Origin of the sequence: Burkholderia pyrrocinia (assembly GCF_018417535.1) — a bacterium.
Lineage (GTDB): Bacteria > Pseudomonadota > Gammaproteobacteria > Burkholderiales > Burkholderiaceae > Burkholderia > Burkholderia pyrrocinia_E.
In genome coordinates this window covers 815,696-841,980 of sequence record NZ_CP070977.1, presented here as the reverse complement: position 1 = coordinate 841,980, position 26,285 = coordinate 815,696, and the positions used below count along the sequence as shown (strand labels likewise).

24 protein-coding genes and 1 other RNA gene are annotated in these 26,285 nt (G+C 67.1%); 10 read left to right on the top strand and 15 right to left on the bottom strand.

Annotated features, from left to right (window positions below; genetic code table 11):
- Nucleotides 1-218: 218 nt before the first annotated feature.
- Nucleotides 219-917 carry a Bax inhibitor-1/YccA family protein gene (locus JYG32_RS04005; protein ID WP_006761414.1) on the top strand — a complete coding sequence of 233 codons (699 nt, stop codon included), beginning with the start codon at nt 219-221 and terminating at the stop codon, nt 915-917.
- A 62-nt stretch (nt 918-979) separates the two neighbouring features.
- Here the strand turns inward: JYG32_RS04005 and rlmD are convergent, their stop codons facing one another.
- Nucleotides 980-2,377 (bottom strand): 23S rRNA (uracil(1939)-C(5))-methyltransferase RlmD, encoded by a 1,398-nt coding sequence (gene rlmD / locus JYG32_RS04000; RefSeq protein ID WP_174384371.1) that lies wholly within the window; start codon nt 2,375-2,377, stop codon nt 980-982.
- Nucleotides 2,378-2,597: 220 nt separating this feature from the next.
- Between rlmD and JYG32_RS03995 the strand changes: the two genes are divergently transcribed.
- Nucleotides 2,598-3,452, top strand: a complete 855-nt coding sequence (locus JYG32_RS03995) for an endonuclease/exonuclease/phosphatase family protein (RefSeq protein WP_213264719.1) — start codon at nt 2,598-2,600, stop codon at nt 3,450-3,452.
- Nucleotides 3,453-3,482: 30 nt separating this feature from the next.
- Here JYG32_RS03995 and JYG32_RS03990 read toward each other — a convergent pair whose 3' ends face one another.
- From JYG32_RS03990 to ffs, 10 genes are all read right to left on the bottom strand, one after another.
- On the bottom strand, nt 3,483-4,259 hold the full coding sequence (locus tag JYG32_RS03990) for a 3'-5' exonuclease (RefSeq protein WP_213264718.1): 777 nt from the start codon (nt 4,257-4,259) through the stop codon (nt 3,483-3,485).
- Between the two features lie 3 nt (nt 4,260-4,262).
- The gene (gene rpoS / locus JYG32_RS03985; RefSeq protein WP_213264717.1) at nt 4,263-5,348 is read right to left on the bottom strand and encodes an RNA polymerase sigma factor RpoS; all 1,086 of its coding nucleotides are present in this window, start codon (nt 5,346-5,348) and stop codon (nt 4,263-4,265) included.
- An 11-nt stretch (nt 5,349-5,359) separates the two neighbouring features.
- The gene (locus tag JYG32_RS03980; RefSeq protein WP_213264716.1) at nt 5,360-6,262 is read right to left on the bottom strand and encodes a peptidoglycan DD-metalloendopeptidase family protein; all 903 of its coding nucleotides are present in this window, start codon (nt 6,260-6,262) and stop codon (nt 5,360-5,362) included.
- 5 nt (nt 6,263-6,267) lie between these two features.
- Entirely contained in the window at nt 6,268-7,200 is a 933-nt protein-coding gene (locus tag JYG32_RS03975; protein ID WP_174384354.1) for a protein-L-isoaspartate(D-aspartate) O-methyltransferase, read from the bottom strand.
- Nucleotides 7,197-7,958: a 5'/3'-nucleotidase SurE gene (gene surE, locus JYG32_RS03970; RefSeq protein ID WP_213264715.1), complete on the bottom strand. Its 762-nt coding sequence runs from the start codon at nt 7,956-7,958 to the stop codon at nt 7,197-7,199. The genes JYG32_RS03975 and surE overlap by 4 nt, the downstream gene beginning before the upstream one ends.
- Nucleotides 7,959-8,064: 106 nt before the next feature.
- Complete coding sequence (locus JYG32_RS03965; protein ID WP_174384352.1) at nt 8,065-9,270, bottom strand: CaiB/BaiF CoA transferase family protein; 1,206 nt, start codon at nt 9,268-9,270, stop codon at nt 8,065-8,067.
- Between the two features lie 48 nt (nt 9,271-9,318).
- On the bottom strand, nt 9,319-9,915 hold the full coding sequence (gene recR / locus JYG32_RS03960) for a recombination mediator RecR (protein ID WP_034181272.1): 597 nt from the start codon (nt 9,913-9,915) through the stop codon (nt 9,319-9,321).
- Between the two features lie 31 nt (nt 9,916-9,946).
- On the bottom strand, nt 9,947-10,273 hold the full coding sequence (locus JYG32_RS03955; RefSeq protein ID WP_006482124.1) for a YbaB/EbfC family nucleoid-associated protein: 327 nt from the start codon (nt 10,271-10,273) through the stop codon (nt 9,947-9,949).
- A 92-nt stretch (nt 10,274-10,365) separates the two neighbouring features.
- The gene (locus tag JYG32_RS03950) at nt 10,366-12,765 is read right to left on the bottom strand and encodes a DNA polymerase III subunit gamma/tau (RefSeq protein WP_213264714.1); all 2,400 of its coding nucleotides are present in this window, start codon (nt 12,763-12,765) and stop codon (nt 10,366-10,368) included.
- 127 nt (nt 12,766-12,892) lie between these two features.
- Nucleotides 12,893-12,991, bottom strand: an RNA gene (gene ffs, locus JYG32_RS03945) — signal recognition particle sRNA small type.
- 391 nt (nt 12,992-13,382) lie between these two features.
- On the opposite strand from ffs, the gene trxA reads away from it, so the two are divergent.
- The 8 genes from trxA to JYG32_RS03905 all read left to right on the top strand — a co-directional run bounded on the left by trxA (nt 13,383) and on the right by JYG32_RS03905 (nt 21,975).
- The gene (gene trxA / locus JYG32_RS03940; protein WP_006402348.1) at nt 13,383-13,709 is read left to right on the top strand and encodes a thioredoxin TrxA; all 327 of its coding nucleotides are present in this window, start codon (nt 13,383-13,385) and stop codon (nt 13,707-13,709) included.
- Between the two features lie 194 nt (nt 13,710-13,903).
- Complete coding sequence (rho, locus tag JYG32_RS03935; protein ID WP_006478662.1) at nt 13,904-15,166, top strand: transcription termination factor Rho; 1,263 nt, start codon at nt 13,904-13,906, stop codon at nt 15,164-15,166.
- A gap of 131 nt (nt 15,167-15,297) precedes the next feature.
- Nucleotides 15,298-15,798, top strand: a complete 501-nt coding sequence (locus JYG32_RS03930) for a MerR family transcriptional regulator (protein ID WP_213264713.1) — start codon at nt 15,298-15,300, stop codon at nt 15,796-15,798.
- A complete protein-coding gene (locus JYG32_RS03925; protein WP_213264712.1) occupies nt 15,795-17,351 on the top strand; it encodes an MFS transporter in 1,557 nt (518 codons plus the stop codon). The genes JYG32_RS03930 and JYG32_RS03925 overlap by 4 nt, the downstream gene beginning before the upstream one ends.
- Before the next feature lie 38 nt (nt 17,352-17,389).
- The gene (locus tag JYG32_RS03920; RefSeq protein WP_174383377.1) at nt 17,390-18,223 is read left to right on the top strand and encodes a zinc-dependent peptidase; all 834 of its coding nucleotides are present in this window, start codon (nt 17,390-17,392) and stop codon (nt 18,221-18,223) included.
- A gap of 157 nt (nt 18,224-18,380) precedes the next feature.
- The gene (locus JYG32_RS03915) at nt 18,381-18,641 is read left to right on the top strand and encodes a type B 50S ribosomal protein L31 (protein WP_006753671.1); all 261 of its coding nucleotides are present in this window, start codon (nt 18,381-18,383) and stop codon (nt 18,639-18,641) included.
- 143 nt (nt 18,642-18,784) lie between these two features.
- Nucleotides 18,785-20,617, top strand: a complete 1,833-nt coding sequence (locus JYG32_RS03910) for an ArnT family glycosyltransferase (RefSeq protein WP_174383376.1) — start codon at nt 18,785-18,787, stop codon at nt 20,615-20,617.
- A 2-nt stretch (nt 20,618-20,619) separates the two neighbouring features.
- A complete protein-coding gene (locus tag JYG32_RS03905) occupies nt 20,620-21,975 on the top strand; it encodes an MATE family efflux transporter (protein ID WP_174383375.1) in 1,356 nt (451 codons plus the stop codon).
- A gap of 11 nt (nt 21,976-21,986) precedes the next feature.
- Here JYG32_RS03905 and lipA read toward each other — a convergent pair whose 3' ends face one another.
- The 4 genes from lipA to JYG32_RS03885 are packed head-to-tail and all read right to left on the bottom strand — an operon-like array spanning nt 21,987 to nt 26,117.
- Nucleotides 21,987-22,952, bottom strand: coding sequence for a lipoyl synthase (gene lipA / locus JYG32_RS03900; protein ID WP_213264711.1), 966 nt, complete (start codon nt 22,950-22,952; stop codon nt 21,987-21,989).
- A gap of 2 nt (nt 22,953-22,954) precedes the next feature.
- Nucleotides 22,955-24,070 carry an acetoin dehydrogenase dihydrolipoyllysine-residue acetyltransferase subunit gene (locus JYG32_RS03895; protein WP_213264710.1) on the bottom strand — a complete coding sequence of 372 codons (1,116 nt, stop codon included), beginning with the start codon at nt 24,068-24,070 and terminating at the stop codon, nt 22,955-22,957.
- Nucleotides 24,071-24,074: 4 nt separating this feature from the next.
- The gene (locus tag JYG32_RS03890; protein ID WP_213264709.1) at nt 24,075-25,079 is read right to left on the bottom strand and encodes an alpha-ketoacid dehydrogenase subunit beta; all 1,005 of its coding nucleotides are present in this window, start codon (nt 25,077-25,079) and stop codon (nt 24,075-24,077) included.
- Nucleotides 25,080-25,133: 54 nt separating this feature from the next.
- A complete protein-coding gene (locus JYG32_RS03885) occupies nt 25,134-26,117 on the bottom strand; it encodes a thiamine pyrophosphate-dependent dehydrogenase E1 component subunit alpha (protein WP_213264708.1) in 984 nt (327 codons plus the stop codon).
- Nucleotides 26,118-26,285 lie beyond the last annotated feature (168 nt).

The window sequence follows — 26,285 nt, the reverse complement described above, 5'->3', positions numbered from 1 at the left end:
TCAAATGAATCCGCTATTGTAGCACGATCCCGTGTATCATTGCGATTGAACCCTTACACACGTGAAAGGTTCCGAATCCATATGTTTTGCGCCGCGCAGCCATTGAAACCTCGCGGCGCGGAACGTATCTTAGCCATAGCTGCTCCGGTTTGCTGCGCCGCACACCGCGCGCGCCGACCCGGCCCCGGACGCCCACGCGTTCAATGTTAGGAGAAACCATGAACGACTATCCGTACAATTTCGGTCGCGGCGGTTCCGTCAGCACCGCCGAGGTTCGCAACCGCGTGCTGCGGAACACGTACTGGCTGCTCGCGCTGTCGATGGTACCGACCGTGCTGGGCGCCTGGGTCGGCGTCGCGACGGGCTTCTCGCTGTTCGCGGCCACGAGCCCGATGATGAGCCTGCTCGCGTTCTTCGCGATCGCGTTCGGCTTCATGTTCGCGATCGAGCGGACGAAGAACAGCGCGGCCGGCGTATTCGTGCTGCTCGGCTTCACGTTCTTCATGGGCCTGATGCTGTCGCGGCTGCTGAGCTTCATTCTCGGTTTCTCGAACGGCCCGTCGCTGATCATGCTCGCGTTCGGCGGCACCGGCATCATCTTCGCCGCGATGGCGACGATCGCCACCGTCAGCAAGCGCGACTTCTCGGGGCTCGGCAAGTGGCTGTTCATGGGCGTGATCGTGATCCTGCTCGCGTCGGTCGCGAACATCTTCCTGCAACTGCCGGCACTGATGCTCACCGTGTCGGTGCTCGCGATCGCGATCTTCTCCGCATACATGCTGTTCGACGTCCAGCGCGTCGTGAACGGCGGCGAGACGAACTACATCTCGGCGACGCTCGCGATCTACCTCGACCTGTACAACGTGTTCACGAACCTGCTCGCGCTGCTCGGCATCTTCGGCGGCAACCGCAACTGAGGTTCGCCACGCACCACGAAAAAACCGGCCCTCGGGCCGGTTTTTTTTCGTCCGCCTCGGGCTCAGTCGCGCTCGAACAGCGCGATCGATTCGACGTGCGACGTGTTCGGGAACATGTTCACGACACCGGCGCCCTTCAGCCGGTAGCCGGCCTCGTGCACGAGCAGGCCCGCGTCGCGCGCCAGCGTGGACGGGTTGCACGACACGTAGACGATCCGCTTCGGCAGCGGGCCTTCGCCGCTTTGCGCAATCTCGGCCAGCGCCTTCGACACTGCGAGCGCGCCTTCGCGCGGCGGGTCGACCAGGAACTTGTCGAATGCGCCGAGCGCACGGATGTCGTCGCCCGTCACTTCGAACAGGTTCCGGCACGCGAACGTCGTGTGGCCGTCGACGCCGTTCTCGCGCGCGTTCGCAAGCGCGCGCGTCGTCAGCGTGTCGCTGCCCTCGATGCCCATCACTTCGCGCGACAGCCGCGCGAGCGGCAGCGTGAAGTTGCCGATCCCGCAGAACAGGTCGAGCACGCGATCGTCGCGCGACGGCGCGAGCAGGCGCAGCGCGCGGCCCACCAGCACGCGGTTGATCTGATGGTTGACCTGCGTGAAGTCGGTCGGCTTGAACGGCATGCGAATGCCGAACTCCGGCAGCGTGTAGTCAAGCGACACGTCAAGCGGATAGAACGGCGCCACCGTGTCGGGGCCCTTCGGTTGCAGCCAGAACTGCACCTTGTGTTCGTCCGCGAACGCGCGCAGCAACGCTTCGTCGTCCGAGTTGATCGGCTCCAGCACGCGCAGCACGAGCGCGGTGACCTCCGAGCCGACCGCGAGCTCGATCTGCGGCATCCGATCGCGGATCGACAGCCCCTCGACGAGCCGGCGCAGCGGCACGAGCATCGCCGACACATGCGGCGGCAGCACTTCGCAACTCGTCATGTCGGCGACATAGCTGCTTTTCTTCTCGTGAAACCCGACCAGCACGCCGCCCTTCTTCGCCACATTGCGCACGGTCAGGCGCGCACGATAGCGATAGCCCCACGACGGGCCGTGGATCGGCGCGAACATCGTTTCCGCACGCAGCTTCGCCAGGTGCCACAGGTTGTCTTCGAGCACGCGCTGCTTGACCGCCACCTGCGCGCGCATGTCGAGATGCTGCATCGAACAGCCGCCGCAGGTGCCGAAGAACTTGCATTTCGGCTGCGTGCGCATCACGCTCGGGCGCAGAATGTCGACAACCGTCGCCTGCTCGTAGCTCGGCTTACGACGGTAGCTCGAATAGGTCACACGTTCGCCGGGCAGCGCACCCTCGACGAAGATGACCTTGCCCGGCTCGCCGTCCTCGGTCATCGTGCGGCCGACACCGCGCGCTTCCATGTCGAGCGATTCGATCTCGAGAACCGGGGCGATCCCGGGCGCGACGGGCGCATTTTTCGATTTGCGCGCAGAAGTGGGGACGGCTTCGGACACCAGCTTTTCCTGACAAACGTTGAAGAAGGCGAGATTGTAGACGACGCAGGCCCGCATCGGCCGCTTTGCATGGGGCAAGCGCCGACACTTAAGCATATACGGGGCCCCGCATTTCGCCGGAACGGGTTAGCCAGGCGACGGAAGCCGGCAAACAGCCGGGCGGACGCCAAGCCAACCGGACCGCCTGAAGCGCAGGATCCACCCGGCAGGAGATTCGACCATGCGATTGATCGACTGGAACATCCAATGGGGTCGGGACGCCGACGGCGTTGTCGACCTTTCGCTCACTGTCGCGACGATCCGCCGGCTCGGCGATTTCGACGTGCTGTGCCTGCAGGAGGTCACGCGCGGCTTCGGCGCACTGCCCGGCCGGCCCGGCCCCGACCAGTTCGCCGAACTCGCGGCACTGCTGCCCGGTTATACGATCGTCGAAGCCATCGGCGCAGACCTGCCGGCCATTGAACCCGGCGCACCGCGCCGCCAGTTCGGCAATGCGATCGCGACCCGGCTGCCGGTCGGGCGCGTGCTGCGCCAGTTGCTGCCGTGGCCGGCCGACGCCGGCGCACCGTCGATGCCGCGCGTCGCGCTCGACGTCGAGTTGCAGACACCTGTCGGCCCGCTGCGCGTGGTCACCACGCATCTCGAATACTATTCGGCGCGCCAGCGCCTTGCGCAGGTCGATGCGCTGCGCGACCAGCATCGCGAGGCCTGCGCGCACGCGGAACGGCCCGCGCCCGCCGAAACTGCCGAAGGGCCGTTCAGCGCGACCGGCCAGCCGCGCGATGCGATCGTCTGCGGCGATTTCAACAGCGCGTTCGGCAGCGATGCGTACCGGCGCTTCCTGGAGCCGGTCGCCGACGCCCCGCGCTTCGTCGACGCATGGGTTGCGCGCCATCCCGGCCGCACGCCGCCACCGACGGCCGGCGTCTACGATACGGTGCAATGGTCGGACGGGCCGCTCGCGTGCGACTTCGTGTTCGTGACCGATACGCTGCTGCCGCGCGTCATGCGCTGCGAGATCGACGGCGACGTGCGCGCATCGGATCACCAGCCGGTGCTGTTCGAACTTGCTTGATCGCGCCGGCCACGGTGCGGCCCGCCTGCGTTACGCGTCGAAACCGGCCAGGTATTCGGCCCAGTGCGACGCCGGTTCCTGCGCGAGCGCGTTCTTCACGAGCAGGATCTCGTCCGCATACTCGCTCTGCGTCAGGCCGCCGCGCATCAACTGGAACCGGCAGTACAGCAGGTACGTATTGACGACATCGGTCTCGCAATAATTGCGGATTTCCTCGATCCGCCCGTCCTGGAACGCCGGCCACACCTGGCTGCCGTCCATCCCGAGCTTGCCCGGAAAGCCGCACAGCTTCGCAAGCGCGTCGAGCGGCGCGTTCGCGCGCGCCTGATACATCGCGAGCACATCCATCAGATCGGTATGCCGCGAGTGATAGCGCGAGATGTAGTTGTTCCACTTGAATTCGCGGTCGTCCTCGCCGAGATCCCAGTAGCGCGTCGCGGGGATACCGTGCACGAGCGCGCGGTAATGGAGCACCGGCAGATCGAAACCCCCGCCGTTCCAAGACACGAGTTGCGGCGTGTATTTCTCGATCACCCGGTAGAACGACTGGATCAGCGTCGCTTCGTTGTCCTGCGGCGTGCCGAGCGAGCGGACGCGAAAACCGTTGTTGTCGCGGAACACGCATGAGATCGCCGCAATGCGCTGCAGGTGATGCGGCAGGAAATCGCCGCCGGTCTTCTCACGGCGTGCGGCGAATGCGTGTTCGGCCACCGCGGCATCGTCGAGCGTCGCGGGCAGGTCTTCCAGACGGCGAATGCCGTCGACATCGGGAATCGTCTCGATGTCAAAAACAAGAATCGGTGTCATCAGTTACAGAACGGCGTCCTTGCGCACGCCGTTGGAGGCAAAGAACCGCTTGAGGCGCACCAGCGCTTCCTGCTGGATCTGCCGCACGCGCTCGCGCGTGAGCCCCATCTCGTCGGCCAGCTCTTCGAGCGTCGCCGGTTCGATGTGGTTCAGGCCGAAGCGGCGCTCGATCACGTGCCGATGCTTGTCGGACAGCCGCGACAACCACGCACGCGTCAGCGTCTCGAGCTCGCGGTGCTGCACCTCGGCGTCGGGCGACTGGCTCTGGTCGTCGGGCAGCAGGTCGAGCAGGCTGCTCGCGGGATCGAGGTCGAGCGGCGCGTCGAGCGACGCCGTGTGCTCGTTGAGCGCGAGAATGTCGGTGACTTCCTCGGCGGTCTTGCCGGTGAGATAGGCGATGTCGTCGATGCTGGCTTCGCGGCGCTCGGCCGCCTCGCCCGTCGACATCGAATTCTTTTCGAGGTGGCGCTTCGCGCGCAGCACCTGGTTCAGTTCGCGGATCACGTGCACGGGCAGGCGCACCGTGCGGGCCTGGTTCATGATCGCCCGCTCGATGCTCTGCCGGATCCACCAGGTCGCATAGGTCGAGAAGCGGAACCCGCGCGTCGGGTCGAACTTCTCGATCGCGTGCATCAGGCCGAGGTTGCCCTCCTCGATCAGGTCGAGCAGCGGCACGCCGCGGTTCAGATACCCCTTGGCGATACTGACGACGAGCCGCAGGTTGCGTTCGATCATCACCTGCCGCGCCTCGAATTCGCCGGCCTTGGCGAGCCGGGAATAGCGCTGCTCTTCCTCGACGGTCAGCAGCGGCTTCACACTGATGCGGTTCAGGTAATGCTGGATCGTGTCGGCCGTGAGCTCGGCCTGCAGCATCGTGCGGAAATCGTCGACATCGGGCGATGCTTCCGGGCGGCCTTCGCGCTCGTCGTCGCCACCGTCCGCCTCTGCGTCGCGTGCCTCGAGATCACGTTCGTTTTCCGCGACGTCGTCGTCGTCCGTCGAAGCTCCAGCCCGCCCCACCGATGCTTGCGTGGCACGACTGATTTTCTCAGACTCGGCTTGCGGCTCGTGGCGCTTCGATTTCGGCATGGTCGTCTCGGTTATTGAGGCGGCAAATACTTCAGCGGATCGACAGGCTTACCCTGCCGGCGAACCTCGAAATGCAGCATCACGCGGTCGGCATCGCTGTTACCCATCTCGGCGATCTTCTGCCCCTTCGTTACCGCGTCCCCCTCTTTTACCATCAAAGCGCGATTATGTGCATACGCCGTGAGGTAAGTTGCATCGTGTTTGATGATAATGAGGTTGCCGTAGCCACGCAGGCCGTTGCCCGAGTAGACGACGCGGCCGTCGGCCGCCGCCTTCACGGGCTCGCCGGCCGTGCCGCCGATGTTGACACCCTTGTTCTTCGCGTCGTCGAACCCGTTCAGCACGGTGCCGCGCGCGGGCCACGCGAACGTCACGGGGCCGCTCGGGGCCGCCGCCGTGTCGCTCGATCCGGTGGCCGCAGCCGGCGGCGTTGCGAGCGTGGACGATGTACCGGCGGCCGGCGTCGCGGGGCCGCTGCTGAGCGGTGCGGTCGCGACGGCGGCGCCCGCGATCGGTGCGGCGGCCGGTGCGCCCGCAGCCGGTACGCCCGCAACCGCGGCGCCGCCCGGCGGCGCAACGCGCAGCAACTGGTCTACCTCGATCTGGTTCGGGTTCGCCAGGTTGTTCCACGACGCGATGTCGCGATAGTTCTGCCCGTTCTCGAGCGCGATCCGGTACAGCGTGTCGCCCGGTTTCACACGGTAGAAGCCCGGCGGCGGCGGCCCGAGCGGCACCGCGGGCTGCGCGGTGGCCGTCGTGCCGAGCGACCCGGAGCGGTCGACGACAGGCGCGTTGTCGAGCCGCGTCGCACAGGCGGCCAGTAGCGTGGAGAACGCAGCCACACAGATCGCGCGCTGGGCGAACGTGAGCGGTTCCCTGGATCGGTTGTTTTGCATCGCGCGCAACATACTCATCGGTTTCAAATCACTCCGGATTTTAAAGGGACAAAGAAAACGCGATCAAGCCGGGACTCTCGCCATTGCGCGTGCGCGACGCGCTCGACGAGCGTGAGCACCTGGTGCTGCCCGCTCTGCGCGCCGACCGGCGCGACGAGCCGCCCGCCGATCGCGAGCTGCTCGAGCAGCGCCTGCGGCACGTCGAGCCCCGCCGCCGCGATCACGATCGCGTCGAACGGGGCCGCGGACGGCAGGCCGACACGCCCGTCGCCGTAGTGCAGACGGATGTTCGGCACGCGCAGCGGCCGCAGGTTCAGCTTCGCGCGCTCGTAGAGCGGCTTGATGCGTTCAATCGAATACACGTCGCGTGCCACGTGACTCAGCACGGCGGCCTGGTAGCCGCAGCCCGTGCCGATCTCGAGGACGCGCTCGAGCGTGCGGCCGGCCATCGCGAGCTCGATCATGCGCGCGACGACCGACGGCTTTGAAATTGTCTGCTGGTGGCCGATCGGCAACGCCGAATCCTCATAGGCCTGTGTCGCGAGCCCCGGATCCACGAACAGGTGGCGCGGCACCGCGGCCATCGCTTCCAGCACGCGCGCGTCGGTCACGCCGTTCGCACGCAGCCGTTCGACCATCCGCTCGCGCACACGTTCCGACGTGAGCGCAAACGCGCCGGCCGGCGCGACGCTCGGCGCGGCCGGCTTCGGCAGCGCAGGCTTCAGCGCGGTCGGCTTCGGCGCGGTCGCGGGCTTCGCGGCGGCGGAACCGGACAGCGGCGCCCGCCCGGCAGCCGGCTTCACCGCAACCGGTTTCAGCACGGCCGCGGGCTTGTCGGCGGCCTTCGGTACCGCGACCGCCGCATGGCGTTCGCCGGCCCGACCTTCCGACTTGCGTGGCGCTCGCTTGAGATCTTCGAGCGCGAGCGGGAACCGCTTCGCGCGCTCGCCGCTCATGAAGCCCGCCCTCCGGCGCGCGCCCATTCGCGCATCGCGGGCAGCATCTGCGTATGCGTGAGGTCGAGCTGCAGCGGCGTGATCGACACGAAACCGTTTGCGACGGCGTGGAAATCGGTGCCTTCGCTTGCGTCCAGCGCCGCGCCCGCCGCACCGATCCAGTACACCGGCTCGCCGCGCGGGTCGGTCTGGCGAATCACCGGCTGCGACGGATGACGCTTGCCGAGGCGCGTGACCTTCCAGCCTTTCAGTTCGTCGTACGGCAGGTTCGGAATATTGACGTTCAGCAGCGGCTGGCCCGGCAGCGGATGCGCGAGGGTGTGCTCGACGATTTCCGCGGCGACGCGCGCGGCGTCCGCCAGATGGGCCCAGCCCTTGTCGGCCAGCGAGAAGGCGATGGCCGGAACGCCGAACATGATGCCTTCGGTGGCTGCCGCAACTGTCCCCGAATAGAGCGTGTCTTCGCCCATGTTCTGGCCGTTGTTGATCCCCGACACGACGAGGTCGGGCTTCGCGTCGGCCATTCCCGTCAACGCGACGTGCACCGAATCGGTCGGCGTGCCGTTCACGTAGAAGAAACCCGTACCCGGCGCGCGCTGTACCGACAGCGGCCGCGACAACGTGAGGGAATTCGACGCGCCGCTGCAGTTCTGCTCGGGCGCGATCACCGTGAGTTCGGCCAGCGGCCGCAGCGCTTCGCTGAGCGCGGCGAGACCGGGGGCAAGATAGCCGTCGTCGTTGCTGAGTAGGATTCGCATCCGGCGATTGTAACCGAGGAAAGATGGCGCGAGAGCGACAGTCCGGCCGCCGCGGATGGCCGGGGGCGCACGGTGCGCCGCCGCATTGCGCGGCGGCGTTCTGCGCTCAGATCGCGCCCGCGTCGCGCAGTGCGGCAATCGCCTGCGCGTCATAGCCGAGGCCGCGCAGCACCTCGTCCGTATGCTCGCCGAGTTCCGGCCCGAGCCAGCGCGTTTCGCCCGGCGTGTCCGACAGCTTCGGCGTGATGTTCGGCAGTGGAATGTCGGTGCCGTCGGCAAGCTTGAAGCGCTGGATCATCTGCCGCGCGACGAACTGCGGATCGGTGAACATGTCGGCGGCGCTGTAGATGCGCCCGGCCGGCACGTCGGCCGCGTTGAGCACGGCGAGCGCGTCGTCGATCGTGCGCGGCGCGAGCCACGCGGCAATCGCGTCGTCGATTTCCTGCGTGCGCGGCACGCGCCCGTCGTTGCGCGCGAGCGCGGGATCGTCGGCGAGGTCGTCGCGCTCGATCGCCTTCATCAGCCGCTTGAAGATCGGGTCGCTGTTGCCGCCGATCACGATGCTGCCGTCGCGGCACGCATACGTATTCGACGGGACGATGCCCGGCAGCGACGCGCCGGTACGCTCGCGCACCATCCCGTACACGCCGTATTCGGGCACCACGCTTTCCATCATGTTGAATACGGCTTCGTACAGCGCAACGTCGACCACCTGCCCCGCACCGCCGTTGACCTTGCGGTGATGGAGCGCCATCAGCGCGCCGATCACGCCGTGCAGCGCGGCGATCGAATCGCCGATCGAGATGCCGATGCGAGGCGGCGGCAGGTCGGGATAGCCGGTGATGTGGCGCAGCCCGCCCATCGATTCGGCGATCGCGCCGAAACCGGGCCGGTCGCGGTACGGGCCCGTCTGCCCGTAGCCGGACAGGCGCACCATCACGAGGCCCGGATTGTCGGCCGACAGCACGTCGTAGCCGAGCCCGAGCTTTTCGAGCAGGCCGGGACGGAAGTTCTCGATCACGATGTCGGCCTCGCTCGCGAGTTGCCGCGCGATCGCCTTGCCGGCATCGGATTTCAGGTTGAGCGTGACCGACTTCTTGTTGCGCGCCTGGACGGACCACCACAGCGACGTGCCGCCCTGCTCCGGGTGGAGCTTGCGCCACTTGCGCAGCGGGTCGCCGCCGTTCGGATCCTCGATCTTGATCACTTCCGCGCCGAATTCGGCGAACAGCCGCGACGCGAACGGCCCCGCGATCAGCGTTCCGAATTCGAGCACTTTGACGCCCGCGAGCGGGCCCTGGCTGGTGCTCATGTGTCTCCCTGGCATGAGGAACGGCGCCGCCGGCAAGCGGCGCCCCGCTTACATCGTGCGGCGATCGAGCATCGCGCGGGCGATGGTGCCCGCGTCGACGTATTCGAGCTCGCCGCCCACCGGCACGCCGCGCGCGAGGCGCGTGACCGCAAGGCCGCGCGCCTTCAGCGTCTGGCCGAGGTAGTGCGCGGTGGCTTCGCCTTCGTTCGTGAAGTTGGTCGCGAGCACGACTTCCTTGACGATTCCGTCGGACGCGCGGCGCACGAGGCGGTCGAAATGGATTTCCTTCGGGCCGATCCCGTCGAGCGGGCTCAGTCGCCCCATCAGCACGAAATACAGCCCGCGGTAAGTCATCGTCTGCTCGAGCATGATCTGATCGGCAGGCGTCTCGACGACGCACAGCAGCGTCGGGTCACGTTCCTCGTCGCTGCAGACCTCGCAAATCTGTGCTTCGGTGAACGTGTTGCACTTCTCGCAGTGCTGCAGGTGCTCGGTCGCGAACAGCAGCGACCGGCCCAGCCGCTCAGCGCCCTCGCGGTCGTGCTGCATCAGGTGGACCGCCATGCGCTGCGCGGATTTCGGCCCGACGCCGGGCAGCACGCGCAACGCTTCGACGAGAGCGGACAGGGCAGACGGCTGTTTCATACGGCGGCAAACAGTGGCAAGGACGCCGCGCTCAGAACGGCAGCTTGAAGCCCGGGGGCAGCGGCAGGCCCGACGTCATGCCGCTCATCTTTTCCTGCGACGTCGCTTCGGCCTTGCGCACGGCGTCGTTGAACGCGGCCGCGACGAGATCCTCGAGCATGTCCTTGTCGTCCGCGAGCAGGCTCGGGTCGATCGACACGCGACGCACTTCGTTGCGGCACGTCATCGTCACCTTGACGAGGCCCGCCCCCGACTGCCCTTCGACTTCGATCAGCGCAAGCTGCTCCTGCATCTTCTTCATGTTTTCCTGCATTTGCTGCGCTTGCTTCATCAGTCCGGCGAGGTTGCCTTTCAACATGGGAATACTCCTTCTTGATCGTGTGAAAACCGGCACGCGGCGCGTGCCGGCCAATGTGTGGGCGTGATTGTGCCTGTCGCGGTGCGGTCAGTTCAATGCAGCGTCGGCGGCGGGCCGTCCGGTGCGGAATCGGCGAGCGGACGCACCGAACCCTCGACGATGCGTGCACCGAAGTCGCGCACGAGCTGCTGCACGAACGGGTCGCCGTGAATCTCCTGCTCGGCCTCGCGCTGGCGCGCCGCGCGCGCGGCCGCATCGAGCGCCGCCGCCGTGCGCCGTGCGGGCCCGACCTCGACCGCCACCTCGACCGGCTTGCCGAGCGCGTCGGCCAGCGCGACCTTCAGCTTCACAACCTGCGCGGTGTCCGCGTACTGCGGCACCGGCACGGAAAGTTTCAATGTCGTCGCATCGACGGCCGTCAGTTCGCTGTTGAACGCGAGCTGGTACGCGACGCCCTTCAGCGGCAACCGCGCAGCCAGCGCCGGCCATTCGCCGTCGAAGCCGATCGGATCGAGCGCGATCGCGGGCGGCAACGGCCGCGTGTCGACCGGCGCGGCCGGACGCGCTTCCGCGAACTTCGGCGCAACGCGCACATCGTCGGGACCGCTGTCGAACACCGGGACGAAACCATCGTCGGGCCCGCCGAACATCTCGTCGGCGCTGAGCGGTACGTAGTCGTCCGGCGGGATGTCCTCCCACGGCGGCGAAGCCTGGCGCGAATCGGCTGCTTGCGGCGCACGGGCGGCAGCGCGCGGCGTCGGCACCTGGACGGCGGGGCGCGGTGCAGCCGGCTTCTCGGCGGCCGTCGGCACCGTCGGTTTCGGGGCGGCACCTGCTCGCGCACGGTCGGACGACACGCGCATCCCCGCATTGCGCAGCACGTCGAGCGCGGCGGCGGCACCGCCTGCGCGCAAAGCCGGACGCGCGGCGGGCTCGGACGGCGCAGCGCGCGGCACCGGTTCGGCCGGCGTAGCCGGTTCGTCGTTTCGCTGCGCAACGGCGACGACAGCGGCAGCGGCAAGCTGTTCGGGTTCCTTGCGGGCCGGTGGCGGCATATCGCCGGCCGTCACCGCTTGCGGCGCCGGATTCGTTTCCGGCTGCGGCGTCTCGACAACTTGTGCATCAACCGAAGCCGGCGCGGATGCCGGAGCAGCAGCCGGCTTCACCACCGGCCGGCCTGCTTCGTCGCCGGACTGTGCCGGTGCTGCTGATCGCGCGGCCGGTGCAACGGGTGCAACGGGTGCAACGGGTGCAGCCGGTGCAGCCGGTGCGGCAGCCTGCGGACGCACTGCCTCGACGGGTGCAGCCGATACCGGCTTCGCCGCAGCGGCCGAAGCCGCGGCAGCGCGCGGGCCCGGCACGGCACGCGGCACGGACGGCTGGCCGCCCGATGCACTGCCGGCGGCAACGGCCGGTTCGAACGCGAGCATCCGCAGCAGCGTCATCGTGAAACCGGCGTACTCGTCCGGCGCAAGGCCGAGCTCCGCACGGCCGACCGTCGCGATCTGATAGAACAACTGAACCTGTTCGGGGCTCAGCGTCGCCGCGAAGCGGCGCAGGTCGGCCGCTTCCGGCCATTCGTCGAGCACCGAGCCCGGCGCGAATTGTGCCCACGCAATCCGGTGCAGCAGGCTCGCGAGATCCTGCAATGCGGTCGAGAACGACAGGCTGCGCAGCGACATCTCGTCGGCTATCGCGAGGACTTCCGTGCCGCCGCCGGCCGCGAGCGCGTCGAGCAGGCGCACCATGTAAGTCTGGTCGAGCGCGCCGAGCATGCCCGACACGGCCGACTCGGTCACCTCGTTCGCCGAATAGGCGATCGCCTGGTCGGTGAGGGACAGCGCGTCGCGCATGCTGCCCTGCGCGGCACGCGCGAGCAGGCGCAGCGCCTGCGGTTCGAACGTGATCTGCTCTTCGCCGAGGATCCGCTCGAGATGCGACACGATGTGCCCGGCCGGCATCTGCTTCAGGTTGAACTGCAGGCAGCGCGACAGCACGGTGACGGGAATTTTCTGCGGATCGGTCGTCGCGAGGATGAACTTGACGTGCGGCGGCGGCTCCTCGAGCGTCTTCAGCATCGCGTTGAACGCGTGGTTCGTCAGCATGTGCACTTCGTCGATCATGTAGACCTTGAAGCGCGCATCGACGGGCGCGTACACCGCGCGCTCGAGCAGCGCGGCCATTTCGTCGACGCCGCGGTTGCTCGCGGCATCCATCTCGACGTAATCGACGAAACGCCCCTCGTCGATCTCGCGACAGGCACGACACACGCCGCACGGTTGCGACGTGACGCCGGTTTCACAGTTGAGTGCCTTCGCGAAGATCCGCGACAGCGTCGTCTTGCCGACGCCGCGGGTTCCGGTAAACAGATAGGCGTGATGGAGACGCCCGCCGTCGAGCGCGTGCGTGAGCGCCCTGACGACGTGCTCCTGGCCGACGAGCGAAGCGAAATCCTTCGGACGCCACTTGCGTGCGAGAACTTGATAGGTCATCGGGAAATTGTATCAGTAACGCTGCGTCGCGCCGACACGCGAAACGGTGCGGAAGACGGGCAAGGTGCAGGCAAAACGGAGTGTGACGCGGAAATAAAAAACGCCCTGCGAACGGGGCGAGAAGGAAGGTGACGAGCCCGACCCTCGGCACTGGCGGAAAACGATTGTGGCTGCTTCGTTCCCGACCTGACCAGGTTCACCGCCCCACCATGCGAGGAGGCCCGTCACGGCATATTCTATCACCGCTTCCGGATGAATGCGACCGTTTGTTCGCATCAATGCGAACAACCCTGCCAGCCAGCGCGCGTCCAGCCACCCGGATCGCTACATATATGCCGCCCCCTTGTAATTTACGAGCCGGCCTCCACCTGCAGGGCACAACGGTCGAACGTCGCGTCGTACCCCTACTCGCGTAACGGCTACTATCGCCGCCCGCAGCAGATAGCAATTTAGGCTAATATGACGCCCGAACGACCCGCGAGCCGCGGCATGCAGCGCTTACGCCCCCTCCTTTCCGGAGAGCGGAGTGACCTGCCGCAGCGGCCGGCAGCCTACGGCGGCCGGTACGCCGCAACGCGCAAGCAGGCAGTCCCCGAACCGTAAGAGGTATTGACCCAATGAGCGAACAGATCAAACACATCAGCGACGCATCGTTCGAACAGGACGTCGTCAAGTCCGACAAGCCCGTGCTCGTCGATTTCTGGGCCGAATGGTGCGGCCCGTGCAAAATGATCGCCCCGATCCTCGACGAAGTCGCGAAGGACTACGGCGACAAGCTGCAGATCGCGAAGATCAACGTCGACGACAACCAGGCAACGCCCGCGAAGTTCGGCGTGCGCGGCATCCCGACGCTGATCCTGTTCAAGAACGGCGCGGCCGCCGCGCAGAAGGTCGGCGCGCTGTCGAAGTCGCAGCTCACCGCATTCCTGGACAGCCACCTGTAATACCGGCAGTTCCGCGGGCGTGTTGTCAACCGGCAACACGTCCGCCGTCAAGCCGCCGATCGGCCGCTCAAGCGCGAATCGGCCTATGCTAGAATTAAAAAACGTCTACAAGACGCATTTAAGTCTCTGAGCGCTTCCGCTCGCCCTCCTCCCTTATTTCTTTCGTCGCTTCTCCTCCCTGGCGGGTTCTCCGTATGCATTTATCCGAGCTCAAGTCTCTGCACGTGTCCGAACTGATCGAAATGGCCAATGGCCTCGAGATCGAAAACGCGAACCGCCTGCGCAAGCAGGAGTTGATGTTCGCCATTCTTAAAAAGCGCGCCAAGACGGGAGAGACGATCTTCGGCGACGGTACGCTCGAAGTGCTGCCGGACGGCTTCGGCTTCCTGCGCTCGCCGGAAATGTCGTACCTCGCGAGCACCGACGACATCTATATCAGCCCGTCGCAGATCCGCCGCTTCAACCTGCACACCGGCGACACCATCGAAGGTGAAGTCCGCACGCCGAAGGACGGCGAGCGCTACTTCGCGCTGGTGAAGGTCGACAAAGTCAACGGGCAGCCGCCCGAGGCCTCGAAACACAAGATCATGTTCGAGAACCTCACGCCGCTGCACCCGAACAAGCCGTTGTCGCTCGAGCGCGAAATGCGCGGCGAAGAGAACGTCACGGGCCGCATCATCGACATGATCGCGCCGATCGGCAAGGGCCAGCGCGGCCTGCTCGTCGCGTCGCCGAAGTCGGGCAAGACCGTGATGCTCCAGCACATCGCGCACGCGATCAAGCAGAACCACCCGGACGTGATCCTGTTCGTGCTGCTGATCGACGAGCGCCCTGAAGAAGTGACCGAAATGCAGCGCTCGGTCGCCGGCGAAGTGATCGCATCGACGTTCGACGAACCGGCCACGCGCCACGTCCAGGTCGCCGAAATGGTGATCGAGAAGGCCAAGCGCCTCGTCGAAATGAAGCACGACGTCGTGATCCTGCTCGACTCGATCACGCGTCTCGCACGTGCATACAACACCGTGATCCCGGCATCGGGCAAGGTGCTGACGGGCGGTGTCGACGCGAACGCGCTGCAGCGTCCCAAGCGCTTCTTCGGCGCGGCGCGCAACATCGAGGAAGGCGGTTCGCTGACGATCATCGGCACCGCGCTGATCGAAACCGGCAGCCGCATGGACGACGTGATCTACGAAGAGTTCAAGGGCACCGGCAACATGGAAGTGCACCTCGAGCGCCGCCTCGCTGAAAAGCGCGTGTATCCGTCGATCAACCTGAACAAGTCGGGCACGCGCCGCGAGGAAATGCTGATCAAGCCCGAGATCCTCCAAAAGATCTGGGTGCTCCGCAAGTTCATCCACGACATGGACGAAGTCGAGGCAATGGAATTCCTGCTCGACAAGATCCGCCAGACGAAGAGCAACTCCGAGTTCTTCGACCTGATGCGCCGCGGCGGCTGATCGCCCCGCCCCGCAACGAACGGCCGCCCGCGCATCTCGCCCGGCGGCCGTTTTTCGATCCCAACCTGAACGTGAACGTACAGGTTGATCTATAATCGCGTCATCGCCCCGATCGAATCCACCGCCTCCCGATGCCGAACGACACCTCCACCCCGCTGCTGACCGTGAGCGATGCCGCGTCGCGGCTCGGCGTCACGCCGCGCACGCTGAAGTATTACGAAGAGCGCGGGCTCGTCACGCCGTCGCGCAGCGAAGGCCGCTACCGCCTCTACGACGAAGCCGACCTCGAGCGCTTCGCGCGCATCCTGCGCCTGCGCGCGCTCGGCTTCTCGCTGCATGGCATCACTGAAATGCTGAAGCGCCCGCTGGAAGAAACTGGTGACGGCCGGCGCCGCTACTCGGATGCGTCGCTGCGCGACATCCGCACCGGCCTCGCCGAGCAGATCGGCACGCTCGACCGGCGGATCGCGGCCGTCCAGCGCGAGCTGAAGGAAGCAGTCGCGCTGCGCAAGGAACTGCAGCACGACATCGACTACGTCGAGCGGCGTCTCGCCGGCGAAAGCCCCGATGCGCTGATCGCGCAGCGGCAGGCCGAAGCCGGAACCCGGCGCGCGCGCAAGGATCGCGAATGAACGCGGTGCCCGGCCGCTCGCCGCTGTGGAGCCGCGCGAACCTGCGCGCGGACTTGTTCCCGTGGGCGCTCGCGCTCGTCACCGGCATCGACTACTTCGACAACGCGGTCTTCTCGTTCTTCGCGAGCTACATTGCGGGCGGCATCAACGCATCGCCCGACGAACTCGTGTGGTCGTCGAGCGCGTATGCGGTCACCGCCGTACTCGGCATCCTGCAGCAGCAATGGTGGGTCGACCGGCTCGGGCATCGCCGCTATGTCGCGGGCTGCATGCTGATGTTCTCGTTCGGCGCGATCGCGGCCGCGCTCGCCGATACGTCGCTGGAACTCGCGTTCGCGCGCGGTTTCCAGGGGTATTTCATCGGCCCGATGATGGGCGCGTGCCGGATCCTGATCCAGATCAGCTTCAAGCCGCAGGAACGGCCGCCCGCGACGCGCGCGTTCCTGATCATGATCCTGCTCGGCAGCGCGCTCGCGCCGATCGTCGGCGGGTTGCTCGTCGCGCATTCGACGTGGCGCGCGCTGTTCGCGTGCACGGCGCCCGCCGGCATCGCGTTCGCGATCCTCGCGCTGCTCACGCTGCCCGATTCGGGCAGAGCCCCCGACGACGAACGCGGTTCCGGGCACTTCTGGCCGTATGTCGTGTTTGCGCTCGCGCAAGGGGCGCTGCAGATCGTGCTGCAACAGGTGCATTACCAGCTCTACAGCGGCTCGCCGATGCTGATCCTGCTGACGATCGCGGGGATCGGCGCACTCGCGTGGTTCGCGTATCACCAGTGGCATCACCCGACGCCGCTCGTGCGGCTGCATGCGTTCCGCGAGCGGACGTTCCAGGTCGGGCTGCTGCTCTACATGTTTTATTACTACGAGACGACGGGTTTCAGTTACCTGACATCGCGGTTTCTCGAAAGCGGGCTTGGCTATCCGGTCGAGAACGCCGGGCGTCTGGTGGGCACGATGTCGCTGATTTCGGCCACCGCGCTGTTCGCCTACCTGCGCTACGCGAAATTCGTCACGCACAAGAAGTGGTTCGTCGTGCCGGGGTTCGCGATCGCCGTCACGGCCGCACTGTGGATGACGCGGATGACGCCGCAGGTCGGCGAAGCCGCGCTGATCGTGCCGCTGCTGCTGCGCGGGCTGTTGCTGCTCTTCATCGTGCTGCCGGTGGCCAACCTGACGTTCCGGATCTTCGCGATCGACGAATATACGCACGGCTACCGGCTGAAGAACATCGTGAGGCAACTGACGATCTCGTTCGCGACGTCGTCGGTGATCATCGTCGAGCAGCATCGCGTGGCCGTGCACCAGACGCGGCTCGTCGAGCGCGCGAACGTGTTCGATCCGCTGTTTCAGCAGACCGTCGACACCCTGACACGCAGCTATGCAGCGGCCGGCCACGCGCTGAACGAGGCGCACGGCCTCGCGATTGCCGCCATCGCCCGAATGGTCGCGCAACAGGCGTCGTTCCTGGCATCGCTCGACGGCTTTTACTTCCTCGCGGGCGTTGCACTCGTCGGCGGCCTCTTCGCGGCATGGCAAAAAGAGATCGATTGAGTTAAAAGACAGGCTTTGGATATCCGTCCGCAGCCTCCATGCTCTCGAAACTGACCCGCTGGTTCGACGACCGCCGCCGCGACCGCGCGCTGCGCAGCCACCCGATTCCCGACGCGCTGTGGCAGGAAACCGTCGAACGCCTGCCGTTCCTCGCGACACTGACGCCCGACGCGCTCGGCCGGCTGCGCGAGTTGACGAGCCTGTTCGTCGCGAAGAAATCGTTTTCGACCGCGCACGGGCTCGAACTGACCGACGCGATGATCGTCGCGATCGCCGCGCAGGCCTGCCTGCCCGTACTGAATCTCGACCTGTCGCTGTACGACGGCTGGGTCGGCGTCGTCGTGTATCCGGGTGAATTCCTGATCCGCAAGACCGTGCAGGACGAGGACGGCGTCGTCCACGAAGTCGAGCAGGATGCGAGCGGCGAGGCATGGGAAGGCGGCCCCGTGATCCTGTCGTGGGAAGACGCGCAGATGACGGACGGCCGTGACGCGTACAACGTCGTGATCCACGAGTTCGCGCACAAGATCGACATGGTCAACGGCGCGGCCGACGGCTATCCGCCCCTTTTTCGCCGCTGGCACGCGCCGCACCTCGACGCGCAAGCGTGGGCCGACGTGTTCGAGCATGCGTACGACCAGTTCTGCGCACGGGTCGACGCGGTACCGGAGCGCGCGTGGGCGCGCTTCGAGCGGGAATCGCTGATCGATCCCTATGCAGCCGACCACCCGTCGGAATTCTTCGCGGTGTGCAGCGAAGCGCTGTTCGTGCGGCCGCGCGCGTTCGAGTCCGAATTTCCGGAGCTGTACCGGCTGCTCGCGCGTTACTACCGGCAGGATCCGGCCGGCACCGGCGCACTCGACGCACCGTGAAAATTATTCGTCAACCATCTGATTTTCTGGCATAATCGCCGTTTTTCGACCTTAGGCAAGTGGCTCGCGCCGGGCTTGGCGTCGGCTGGTACGCGCAATTTGCGCGATCCGGCACGGCAAGCGGCGGGTTGGCTACCGCTCTCACCAAGGAAAGACCATGAAAGAAGGCATCCACCCGAATTACCGCGAAGTCGTCTTCCAAGACATGTCGAACGGCTTCAAGTTCATCACGCGCTCGACGATCCAGACGCGTGAAAACATCGAACTCGACGGCAAGACCTACCCGCTCGCCAAGATCGAAGTGTCGTCGGAATCGCACTCGTTCTACACGGGTCAGCAAAAGATCATGGACACGGCAGGCCGTGTCGAGAAGTTCAAGAACAAGTTCGGCGTACGCGCCAGCGGCAAGGCGAAGTAAGCTTCGCACCGCATCCGGTGGTTGCAACGCACCGGTGTCGCACAAAAGGGCAGCCCAGGCTGCCCTTTTTTGTCTCTGCTCGCCGGGAAAGCGCCGGCCGGCGCCGGGCATCGACCTGACGCGCAGCTGCCGGCGCGTCTACAATGCCGGATGCTCGAAACCGGCTCGACCGCGCGCACCCGCGCCGGCCGCCCGCCCATAACAAATCGCTCATCTGCATGAAGCCTGTCGTCCGTCTCACCGCCTCCGCCACGCGTGCGCTGCCGCGCTGGCTGCTGCTCACGCTTTGCTTCGTCTATGCCGCATTCGGCCTGTTCGGCCGCGACCCGTGGAAGAACGAGGACGCGGCGGGCTTCGGCGTGATGTGGACGATGGCCAAGGGCGGCTGGCACGACTGGCTGCTGCCAAACCTGGTCGGCAAGTTCATCACGACCGACGGGCCGCTCGGCTACTGGCTCGGCGCGCTGTCGATCCGCGGCCTCGGCCCGTGGGTCGATGCGAGCAACGCGTCGCGCGTCGACACGGGCGTACTGTTCTGCGTCGCGTGCGCGTTCGTCTGGTACGCGGCCTACCTGCTCGGCCGGCGCGCCGAGGTCCAGCCGTTCAAGTACGCATTCGGTGGCGAGCCGGAGCCGCGCGACTACGGCCGCACGCTCGCCGACGGCGCGCTGCTGGTCCTCGTCGCGTGCTTCGGCCTCGCGGAACGCGGGCACGAGACCACGCCGCAGCTCGCGCAGTTCGCGTGGATCGCGATGCTCGTCTACGGGATCGTGCGCGGCATCGACAAGCCGATGCAGGGCGCGCTGTGGTGGGGCCTCGCGATCGGCCTCGTCGCGCTGTCCGGCAACCCCGTGCTGGTCGTCGCGCTGCTCGCCGGCACCGCGGCGCTGTGGCTCGTCACGCCCGAGATGCGCAACCTGCGCCTGCCGCTGGTCGGCGTGCCGCTCGCGGCCGCGATCTTCGCGCTGTGGCCGCTTGCCGCATTCGTCGCGGCGCCCGACGACGCCGCATGGTTCTTCAACCAGTGGATCCACGGCAGCCTGATGCGCTTTTCGGGCCCGCCGACCGCCGTGCTCGGCTATGCGGCCAAGAACCTGCCGCTGTTCACGTGGCCCGCGTGGCCGCTCGCGATCTGGGCATGGTGGAGCTGGGCCGGCATGCGCCGCCGTGCGCACATCGCGATTCCGCTGTCGGTCGCCGTGCCGCTCGTCGCGCTCGTCATCCTGCAGAGCCAGCAGTCGAACCGCATGTACATGCTGCTGCTGCCGCCGCTCGCGGTACTCGCGACATTCGCGCTGCCGACCCTCAAGCGCGGCGCTATCAACGCGATCGACTGGTTCGCGGTGCTGAGCTTCACAATCCTCGGCACCTTCGTGTGGCTCGTGTGGCTCGCGTCGCTCACGGGCTTCCCGCATCCGCTCGCGCGCAACCTCGCGCGTCTCGTGCCCGGCTACGAACCGCATTTCAGCATCCTGTCGTTCATCTGCGCGGTGATCGTCACCGTGTGCTGGTGCATGCTCGCGCGCTGGCGTATCTCGCGGCAGCCGAAGGTGCTGTGGCGCAGCGTCGTGCTGTCGAGCGCGGGCACCACGCTGATGTGGGTGCTGCTGATGACGCTGTGGCTGCCGATCGTCAACTACGGCCGGACCTATCGCGATGTCGCGCAGCAGATCGCGGTGCACCTGCCGTCCGACTATGAGTGCATCTCGCCGGTGCGGCTCGGCGATGCGCAGCTCGCGACCTTCGCGTACTTCGGCAACATGCACTTCGATTTCTCCGGCGACTGCGACGTGATCCTGCGCCAGGACCGCTCGGACTTCGGCGAGCCGAGCGCGATGTCGCAATACGTGTGGCGTCTCGTGTGGGAAGGCCGCCGCGTCGCCGACCGCGACGAACGCTTCCGCCTGTACGAGCGCATCGAACGGCCGAAGACGCCCGTCAAGCGGCGTCCGCCGCGCCGCCAGGCGGCCGATTGACGATGTTCGGCGACATCCGCCGGATCGTCGGTCTCGCGTGGCCGGTGCTGGTCGGCCAGCTCGCGATCATCGCGTTCGGCGTGATCGACACCGCGATGGTCGGCCGCTACTCGGCCACCGATCTGGCCGCGCTCGGGCTCGGCTCGTCGATCTACGTGTCGATCTATATCGGCCTGACGGGCATCCTGTCCGCGCTGCAGCCGATCACCGGGCAACTGTACGGCGCGCGGCGCTATGCCGAGATCGGCGAGGAAGTGCGCCAGGCGCTATGGCTCGCACTGCTGCTCGCGGTGCCCGGCTTCCTGCTGCTGCATTTTCCCGAACCATTGCTGCGCGTCGCGCACGCGCCCGCCGCGCTGCACGACCGCACTGTCGACTACCTGCGCATCCTGTCGTACGGGCTGCCCGCCAGCCTCGTCTTCCGCATCTACAACGCGCTCACCAACGCGGCCGGCAAGCCGCGGCTCGCGATGATCCTGCAGATCGGCGCGCTGCTGCTCAAGTTTCCGCTCAACGTGTGGTTCATCTTCGGCGGGTTCGGCGTGCCGGCCCTCGGCGGCCCCGGCTGCGGGCTTGCCAGCACGCTGATCAACTGGGCGCTCGCGCTGATCGGCTACACGCTGCTCGCGAAGCTCGACGTGTTCGCGCCGCTCGCGATCTTCTCGCGCTTCTGCTGGCCCGTCTGGGAACGCCAGAAAGCAATCCTGAAACTCGGCGTGCCGATGGGCCTGTCGTACCTGATCGAGGTCACGTCGTACACGTGCATGGCGCTGTTCATCGCGCAGTTCGGCACGACGACGCTCGCCGGCCACCAGATCGCCGGCAACATCGGCGCGGTGCTGTACATGACGCCGCTGTCGATCGGCGTCGCGGCCTCGACGCTGGTCGCGCGCGCGCTCGGCGCCGGACGCCCCGAAGAAGCACGGCTGCTCGGCCGGCACAGCGTGATGTTCGCGTGCGGCGTTGCCGCGACATACGGCGTGCTCGTGTTTACGCTGCGCCCGCTGATCGTCAGCGGCTATACGCCGAACCCGGCCGTCGCCGCGGCCGCGATGCCGCTCGTCGCGATCGTCGCGTGCTACCACGTCTTCGATGCGCTGCAGGTCACGTCGGCGTTCGTGCTGCGTGCGTACAAGGTCGCGATCGTGCCGACCGTGATCTATGCGGTCGCGCTGTGGGGCGTCGGACTCAGCGGCGGCTACGTGCTCGGCTTCGACGTCGGCGGCATCGCGCCCGCGTGGCTGACCGGTGCGCGCGGCTTCTGGTTCGCGAACACGGTCAGCCTGATGCTCGCGGGCGCCGGGCTCGTGTTCTACCTCCGCCACGTAAGCCGCGCGCACGTATCGGCCCAGGCCTGACGCACTGTCCGCTACGCATCCGCCAGCACGTCGGCTGCGTGATATGACGATCGCACGAGCGGGCCGGCAACGACTTCCCTGAAACCGAGCGCGAGCGCCTCGACGCGCCACGCGGCGAATGCGTTCGGGCTCACGTAGCGCCGCACCGGCAGATGGTGCGCGGACGGCGCGAGATACTGGCCGAGCGTCAGCACGTCGACTTCGTGCGCGCGCAGGTCGCGCAGCGTGTCGCGCACCTCGTCGTCGCGCTCGCCGAGCCCGAGCATCAGCCCCGACTTCGTCACGAGCGTCGGCCGCGCGGCCTTCGCCTGCACAAGTAGTTCGAGCGAGCCGCGATAGTCGGCGCCCGGCCGCGCCGCGCGATACAGCGACGGCACCGTCTCGATGTTGTGGTTGAACACGTCCGGCCAGGCCGACGACAGCGCGTCGAGCGCGCGCGCCACGCGGCCTCGGAAGTCCGGCGTCAGCACCTCGACACCGATGCCCGGCACGCTCGCTCGCACCGCCGCGATGCACGCGGCGAAATGCGCGGCGCCGCCGTCGCGCAAGTCGTCGCGGTCGACCGACGTGATCACGACGTAGCGCAGCCCGAGCGCCGCGGCCGCGTCGGCCAGCCGCGCGGGCTCGTCGGGATCGAGCGGCTCGGGACGGCCGTGCGCGACGTCGCAGAACGGGCAACGCCGCGTGCACAGCCCGCCCATGATCATGAAGGTCGCGGTGCGCTGCGCAAAGCATTCGCCGATGTTCGGGCACATCGCCTCCTCGCAGACGGAATGCAGCCGATGGTCGCGCAGCACGGCCGCCATGTCGGCAACCGCCGCGCTCATCATCGGCCGCGCGCGCAGCCACGGCGGCTTCGGCAGCGCCGTGCCGGCCGCGGGCTCGACGCGCACCGGAATGCGCGCGAGCTTGTCGCGGCTTCTCGCGCCCGGCTGGCCGAGCGCCGTGAGGCTGGGTCGTTCGAGCGCGGCGGCCATCGTCAGTCTCCGAGAAATGCGGCGATCAGGCGGTTCACGTCGGCGGCCGCCTCCATCTGCACCATGTGCCCGCTGCCGGCGATCACCTCGGCACGCACGCCGTCCGGCAAGCCCTGCGCGTGCTGCGCGGGGATCACCTGGTCGCGCTCGCCCCAGATCACGAGCGTGCGCGGCGCGAGCGACGCAAGGCGGGCACGGAACACGCGCCGCTGCACCGCGCCGTCGAACGCGGCGTTCGCGATTTTCTCCAGCGCGGCCTGCACGCCTTCGAGCCGCTTGTACTTGACGAGATCCTCGACGAGTTGCCGCGTCACGAGTGCGTTGTCCGCGAACAGCGCGCCGAGGTGCGGCTTCAGCGTGTTGCGGCTGTTGCCGGCGACGAAGCCGTCGATATACGCGCGGTTGATGTCGGTGCCGAGCCCCGCGCTCGCGATCAGCGTCAGCGACGCGACGCGTTGCGGCGCGCGTTCGGCCGCGGCCATCGCGACCGCGCCGCCCATCGAATGGCCGATCAGGTGCGCGCGGTCGATGTGTTGCGCATCGAGCAGCGCGAGCACCGCGTCGGCCAGTTCATCGAGGCTGCCGGTGTCGACCGCCTTGCCCGACTCGCCGTGACCGGGCAAATCGAGTGCCCACACGGGCCGGTGCGCGGCAAGGTCCGCGTGATTGAACAACCAGTTGTTCAGGTCGCCGCCGAAGCCGTGGATCAGCACGGCGGGCGTGCCCGTCCCGTCGCCGAGCTTCAGGAAACGTACCGTACGGCCGCCGATCTGCGCTTTCTCGGGCTGTGGGCCCGCGGCTTCGTCGGATGCCGCGCTCGGCACGAAATCGCGCTGGAACTCGGCGATCGCCGCATCGATGTCGGCATCGCTCGCCTCGGCGGCCGCGACGACGCCGAGCAGTGCACCGACCGGCAGCGTCTCGCCTTCCTGTGCGACCTGCCGGCGCAGCGTGCCGTCGAACGCGCATTCGACGCCCGACGAGATCTTGTCGGTCTCGACGTCGAGCACTTCGTCGCCCTTCGTCACGCGTTCGCCGATCGCCTTCAGCCAGCCGTTGACCTGCCCCTGCTCCATCGACAGCCCCCACTTGGGCATCGTGATCATGTGAATCGACATCGTGTCAGCTCCTCGTCTTCAGGACCGCCTGCGCAATCGCATCGGCGGACGGGATGTACAGGTCTTCCAGCACGCTCGCAAACGGCGCGGGCGTATGCGGTGCGGTCACGAGCTCGATCGGCGCCTTCAGCGAATGGAACGCGCGCTGCGCGACGAGCGCGGCGATGTCGGTCGCGATCGAGCAGCGCGGGTTCGCTTCGTCGACCACCACCACGCGCCCGGTGCGCTCCGCGCTTTCGAGGATCGTTTCCTCGTCGAGCGGCGACGTCGTGCGCAGGTCGATCACGTCGACCTGGATGCCGTCCTTCGCGAGCTTCGCGGCCGCATCCATCGCGAGATGCACCATCCGCCCGTACGTAACGATCGTCGCGTCGTCGCCGTCGCGCATGACGTTCGCCTCGCCGAACGGAATCGCATAGGATTCCTCAGGCACGTCGCCCTCGCGGGTATAGAGCAGCTTGTGTTCGAGGAAGATCACGGGATCGTTGTCGCGGATCGCCTGGATCAGCAGCCCCTTCGCGTCGTACGGCGTCGACGGGCACACCACCTTCAGCCCCGGGATGTGCGTGAACAGCGACGTGAGCATCTGCGAGTGCTGCGCGGCCGCGCGCAGCCCGGCGCCGTACATCGCGCGGATCACGACCGGCGTCACCGCCTTGCCGCCGAACATGTAGCGGAATTTCGCGGCCTGGTTGAAGATCTGGTCGAAGCACACGCCCATGAAGTCGATGAACATCAGTTCCGCGACAGGCCGCATCCCGCACGCGGCCGCGCCGACCGCCGCGCCGATGTAGCCGCCTTCGGACAGCGGCGTATCGAGCACGCGGCCCGGAAACTTGTGGAACAGCCCTTTCGTCACGCCGAGCACGCCGCCCCACGCGTCGTCCTCGCCCGGCGCGCCCGCGCCGCCCGCATTGTCCTCGCCGATCACGATCACGCTGTCGTCGCGCGCCATCTCCTGCGCAAGCGCCTCGTTGATCGCCTGCGAATAAGTGATCTTCCTTGCCATGTCTGTCTCCTGGAATGTTCGGTTCGCCGTGCCGGCTGCGGTGTCAGGCCGCGCTCACGGATACGACACGTAGACGTCGGTCAGCAGGTCGGCCGCGTCGGGCAGCGGCGCGGCCTTCGCCTGCGCAACCGCGTCGTCGATCAGCGCCTTCACCTGGGCGTCGACCGCGCGCAGGTCGGCGGTCGTCAGCGCTTCGGCGCGCACGACGCGCGTTTCGAAATGCTTCAGGCAGTCCTTTTCGTCGCGCAGCTTCTGCACCTCGCCGGGCGCGCGGTAGGTCTGCGCATCGCCTTCGAAATGGCCGAAGTAGCGCGTGAACTTCACCTCGACGAGCGTCGGGCCACCACCGTGGCGCGCACGCTCGACGGCCTCGCCGAGCGCTTCGTGCACCGCGAAGAAGTCGAAGCCGTCGACGATCACGCCCGGCATCCCGAACCCGTTCGCGCGATCGGCGATGTTGTCGGTCGCGACCGACCAGCTCGACGACGTCGCTTCCGCATAGCCGTTGTTTTCGGCGACGAAGATCGCAGGCAGCCGCCACACCGACGCGAGATTCATCGATTCGAAGATCACGCCCTGGTTCGATGCTCCGTCGCCGAAGAAGCACACGCCGACGCCGCCGGTCTTCCGGTGCTTCGCCGCGAGCGCCGCGCCGCACACGAGCGGGCCGCCCGCGCCGACGATCCCGTTCGCGCCGAGCATCCCCATCGACAGGTCGGCGATGTGCATCGAGCCGCCCTTGCCGTGGCAGACGCCCGTCTTCTTGCCGTAGATCTCGGCCATCATCCCGCGCACGTCGACGCCCTTCGCGATGCAATGGCCGTGGCCGCGGTGCGTGGTCGCGACGTAGTCGGCGAGGCCGAGGTGCAGCATCGTGCCGACCGCGGACGCCTCCTCGCCCGCGTACAGGTGAACGAAGCCGGGGATCTCGCCGGTCGCGAATTCGACGTGCAGGCGCTCCTCGAATTCGCGGATCGTGCGCATCAGCCGATAGGCGTCCAGCAGCTTGTCCCTGCTGAGCTGGGTCGAAACGGTCATGTGTGTCTCCTGGGTAGGTCTGACTGCGAATGCCGCCGCGGCCGTGCCGTGGCGACGGATTGCACGGCCTGCGGCCGTCAGTGGAACGTGAAGCCGCCGTCGACGTTCACGGCCTGGCCGGTCACGTTGTCCATCGATATCTCCCTGATAATCGTTATGGATGTCGAA

What these genes read in the sequence shown, in the direction of transcription:
- JYG32_RS03965 (WP_174384352.1), bottom strand. Translation starts at nt 9,270, where the DNA reads ATGAGCACCAGCCAGGGCCCGCTCGCGGGCGTCAAAGTGCTCGAATTC.
- surE (WP_213264715.1), bottom strand. Translation starts at nt 7,958, where the DNA reads ATGCGAATCCTACTCAGCAACGACGACGGCTATCTTGCCCCCGGTCTC.
- JYG32_RS03990 (WP_213264718.1), bottom strand. Translation starts at nt 4,259, where the DNA reads ATGACACCGATTCTTGTTTTTGACATCGAGACGATTCCCGATGTCGAC.
- JYG32_RS03980 (WP_213264716.1), bottom strand. Translation starts at nt 6,262, where the DNA reads ATGAGTATGTTGCGCGCGATGCAAAACAACCGATCCAGGGAACCGCTC.
- JYG32_RS03995 (WP_213264719.1), top strand. Translation starts at nt 2,598, where the DNA reads ATGCGATTGATCGACTGGAACATCCAATGGGGTCGGGACGCCGACGGC.
- trxA (WP_006402348.1), top strand. Translation starts at nt 13,383, where the DNA reads ATGAGCGAACAGATCAAACACATCAGCGACGCATCGTTCGAACAGGAC.
- JYG32_RS03905 (WP_174383375.1), top strand. Translation starts at nt 20,620, where the DNA reads ATGTTCGGCGACATCCGCCGGATCGTCGGTCTCGCGTGGCCGGTGCTG.
- JYG32_RS03915 (WP_006753671.1), top strand. Translation starts at nt 18,381, where the DNA reads ATGAAAGAAGGCATCCACCCGAATTACCGCGAAGTCGTCTTCCAAGAC.
- JYG32_RS03920 (WP_174383377.1), top strand. Translation starts at nt 17,390, where the DNA reads ATGCTCTCGAAACTGACCCGCTGGTTCGACGACCGCCGCCGCGACCGC.
- JYG32_RS03895 (WP_213264710.1), bottom strand. Translation starts at nt 24,070, where the DNA reads ATGTCGATTCACATGATCACGATGCCCAAGTGGGGGCTGTCGATGGAG.
- JYG32_RS04005 (WP_006761414.1), top strand. Translation starts at nt 219, where the DNA reads ATGAACGACTATCCGTACAATTTCGGTCGCGGCGGTTCCGTCAGCACC.
- recR (WP_034181272.1), bottom strand. Translation starts at nt 9,915, where the DNA reads ATGAAACAGCCGTCTGCCCTGTCCGCTCTCGTCGAAGCGTTGCGCGTG.
- JYG32_RS03890 (WP_213264709.1), bottom strand. Translation starts at nt 25,079, where the DNA reads ATGGCAAGGAAGATCACTTATTCGCAGGCGATCAACGAGGCGCTTGCG.
- JYG32_RS03930 (WP_213264713.1), top strand. Translation starts at nt 15,298, where the DNA reads ATGCCGAACGACACCTCCACCCCGCTGCTGACCGTGAGCGATGCCGCG.
- JYG32_RS03910 (WP_174383376.1), top strand. Translation starts at nt 18,785, where the DNA reads ATGCCGGATGCTCGAAACCGGCTCGACCGCGCGCACCCGCGCCGGCCG.
- lipA (WP_213264711.1), bottom strand. Translation starts at nt 22,952, where the DNA reads ATGGCCGCCGCGCTCGAACGACCCAGCCTCACGGCGCTCGGCCAGCCG.
- JYG32_RS03885 (WP_213264708.1), bottom strand. Translation starts at nt 26,117, where the DNA reads ATGACCGTTTCGACCCAGCTCAGCAGGGACAAGCTGCTGGACGCCTAT.
- JYG32_RS03955 (WP_006482124.1), bottom strand. Translation starts at nt 10,273, where the DNA reads ATGTTGAAAGGCAACCTCGCCGGACTGATGAAGCAAGCGCAGCAAATG.
- rho (WP_006478662.1), top strand. Translation starts at nt 13,904, where the DNA reads ATGCATTTATCCGAGCTCAAGTCTCTGCACGTGTCCGAACTGATCGAA.
- JYG32_RS03975 (WP_174384354.1), bottom strand. Translation starts at nt 7,200, where the DNA reads ATGAGCGGCGAGCGCGCGAAGCGGTTCCCGCTCGCGCTCGAAGATCTC.
- rpoS (WP_213264717.1), bottom strand. Translation starts at nt 5,348, where the DNA reads ATGCCGAAATCGAAGCGCCACGAGCCGCAAGCCGAGTCTGAGAAAATC.
- JYG32_RS03925 (WP_213264712.1), top strand. Translation starts at nt 15,795, where the DNA reads ATGAACGCGGTGCCCGGCCGCTCGCCGCTGTGGAGCCGCGCGAACCTG.
- JYG32_RS03950 (WP_213264714.1), bottom strand. Translation starts at nt 12,765, where the DNA reads ATGACCTATCAAGTTCTCGCACGCAAGTGGCGTCCGAAGGATTTCGCT.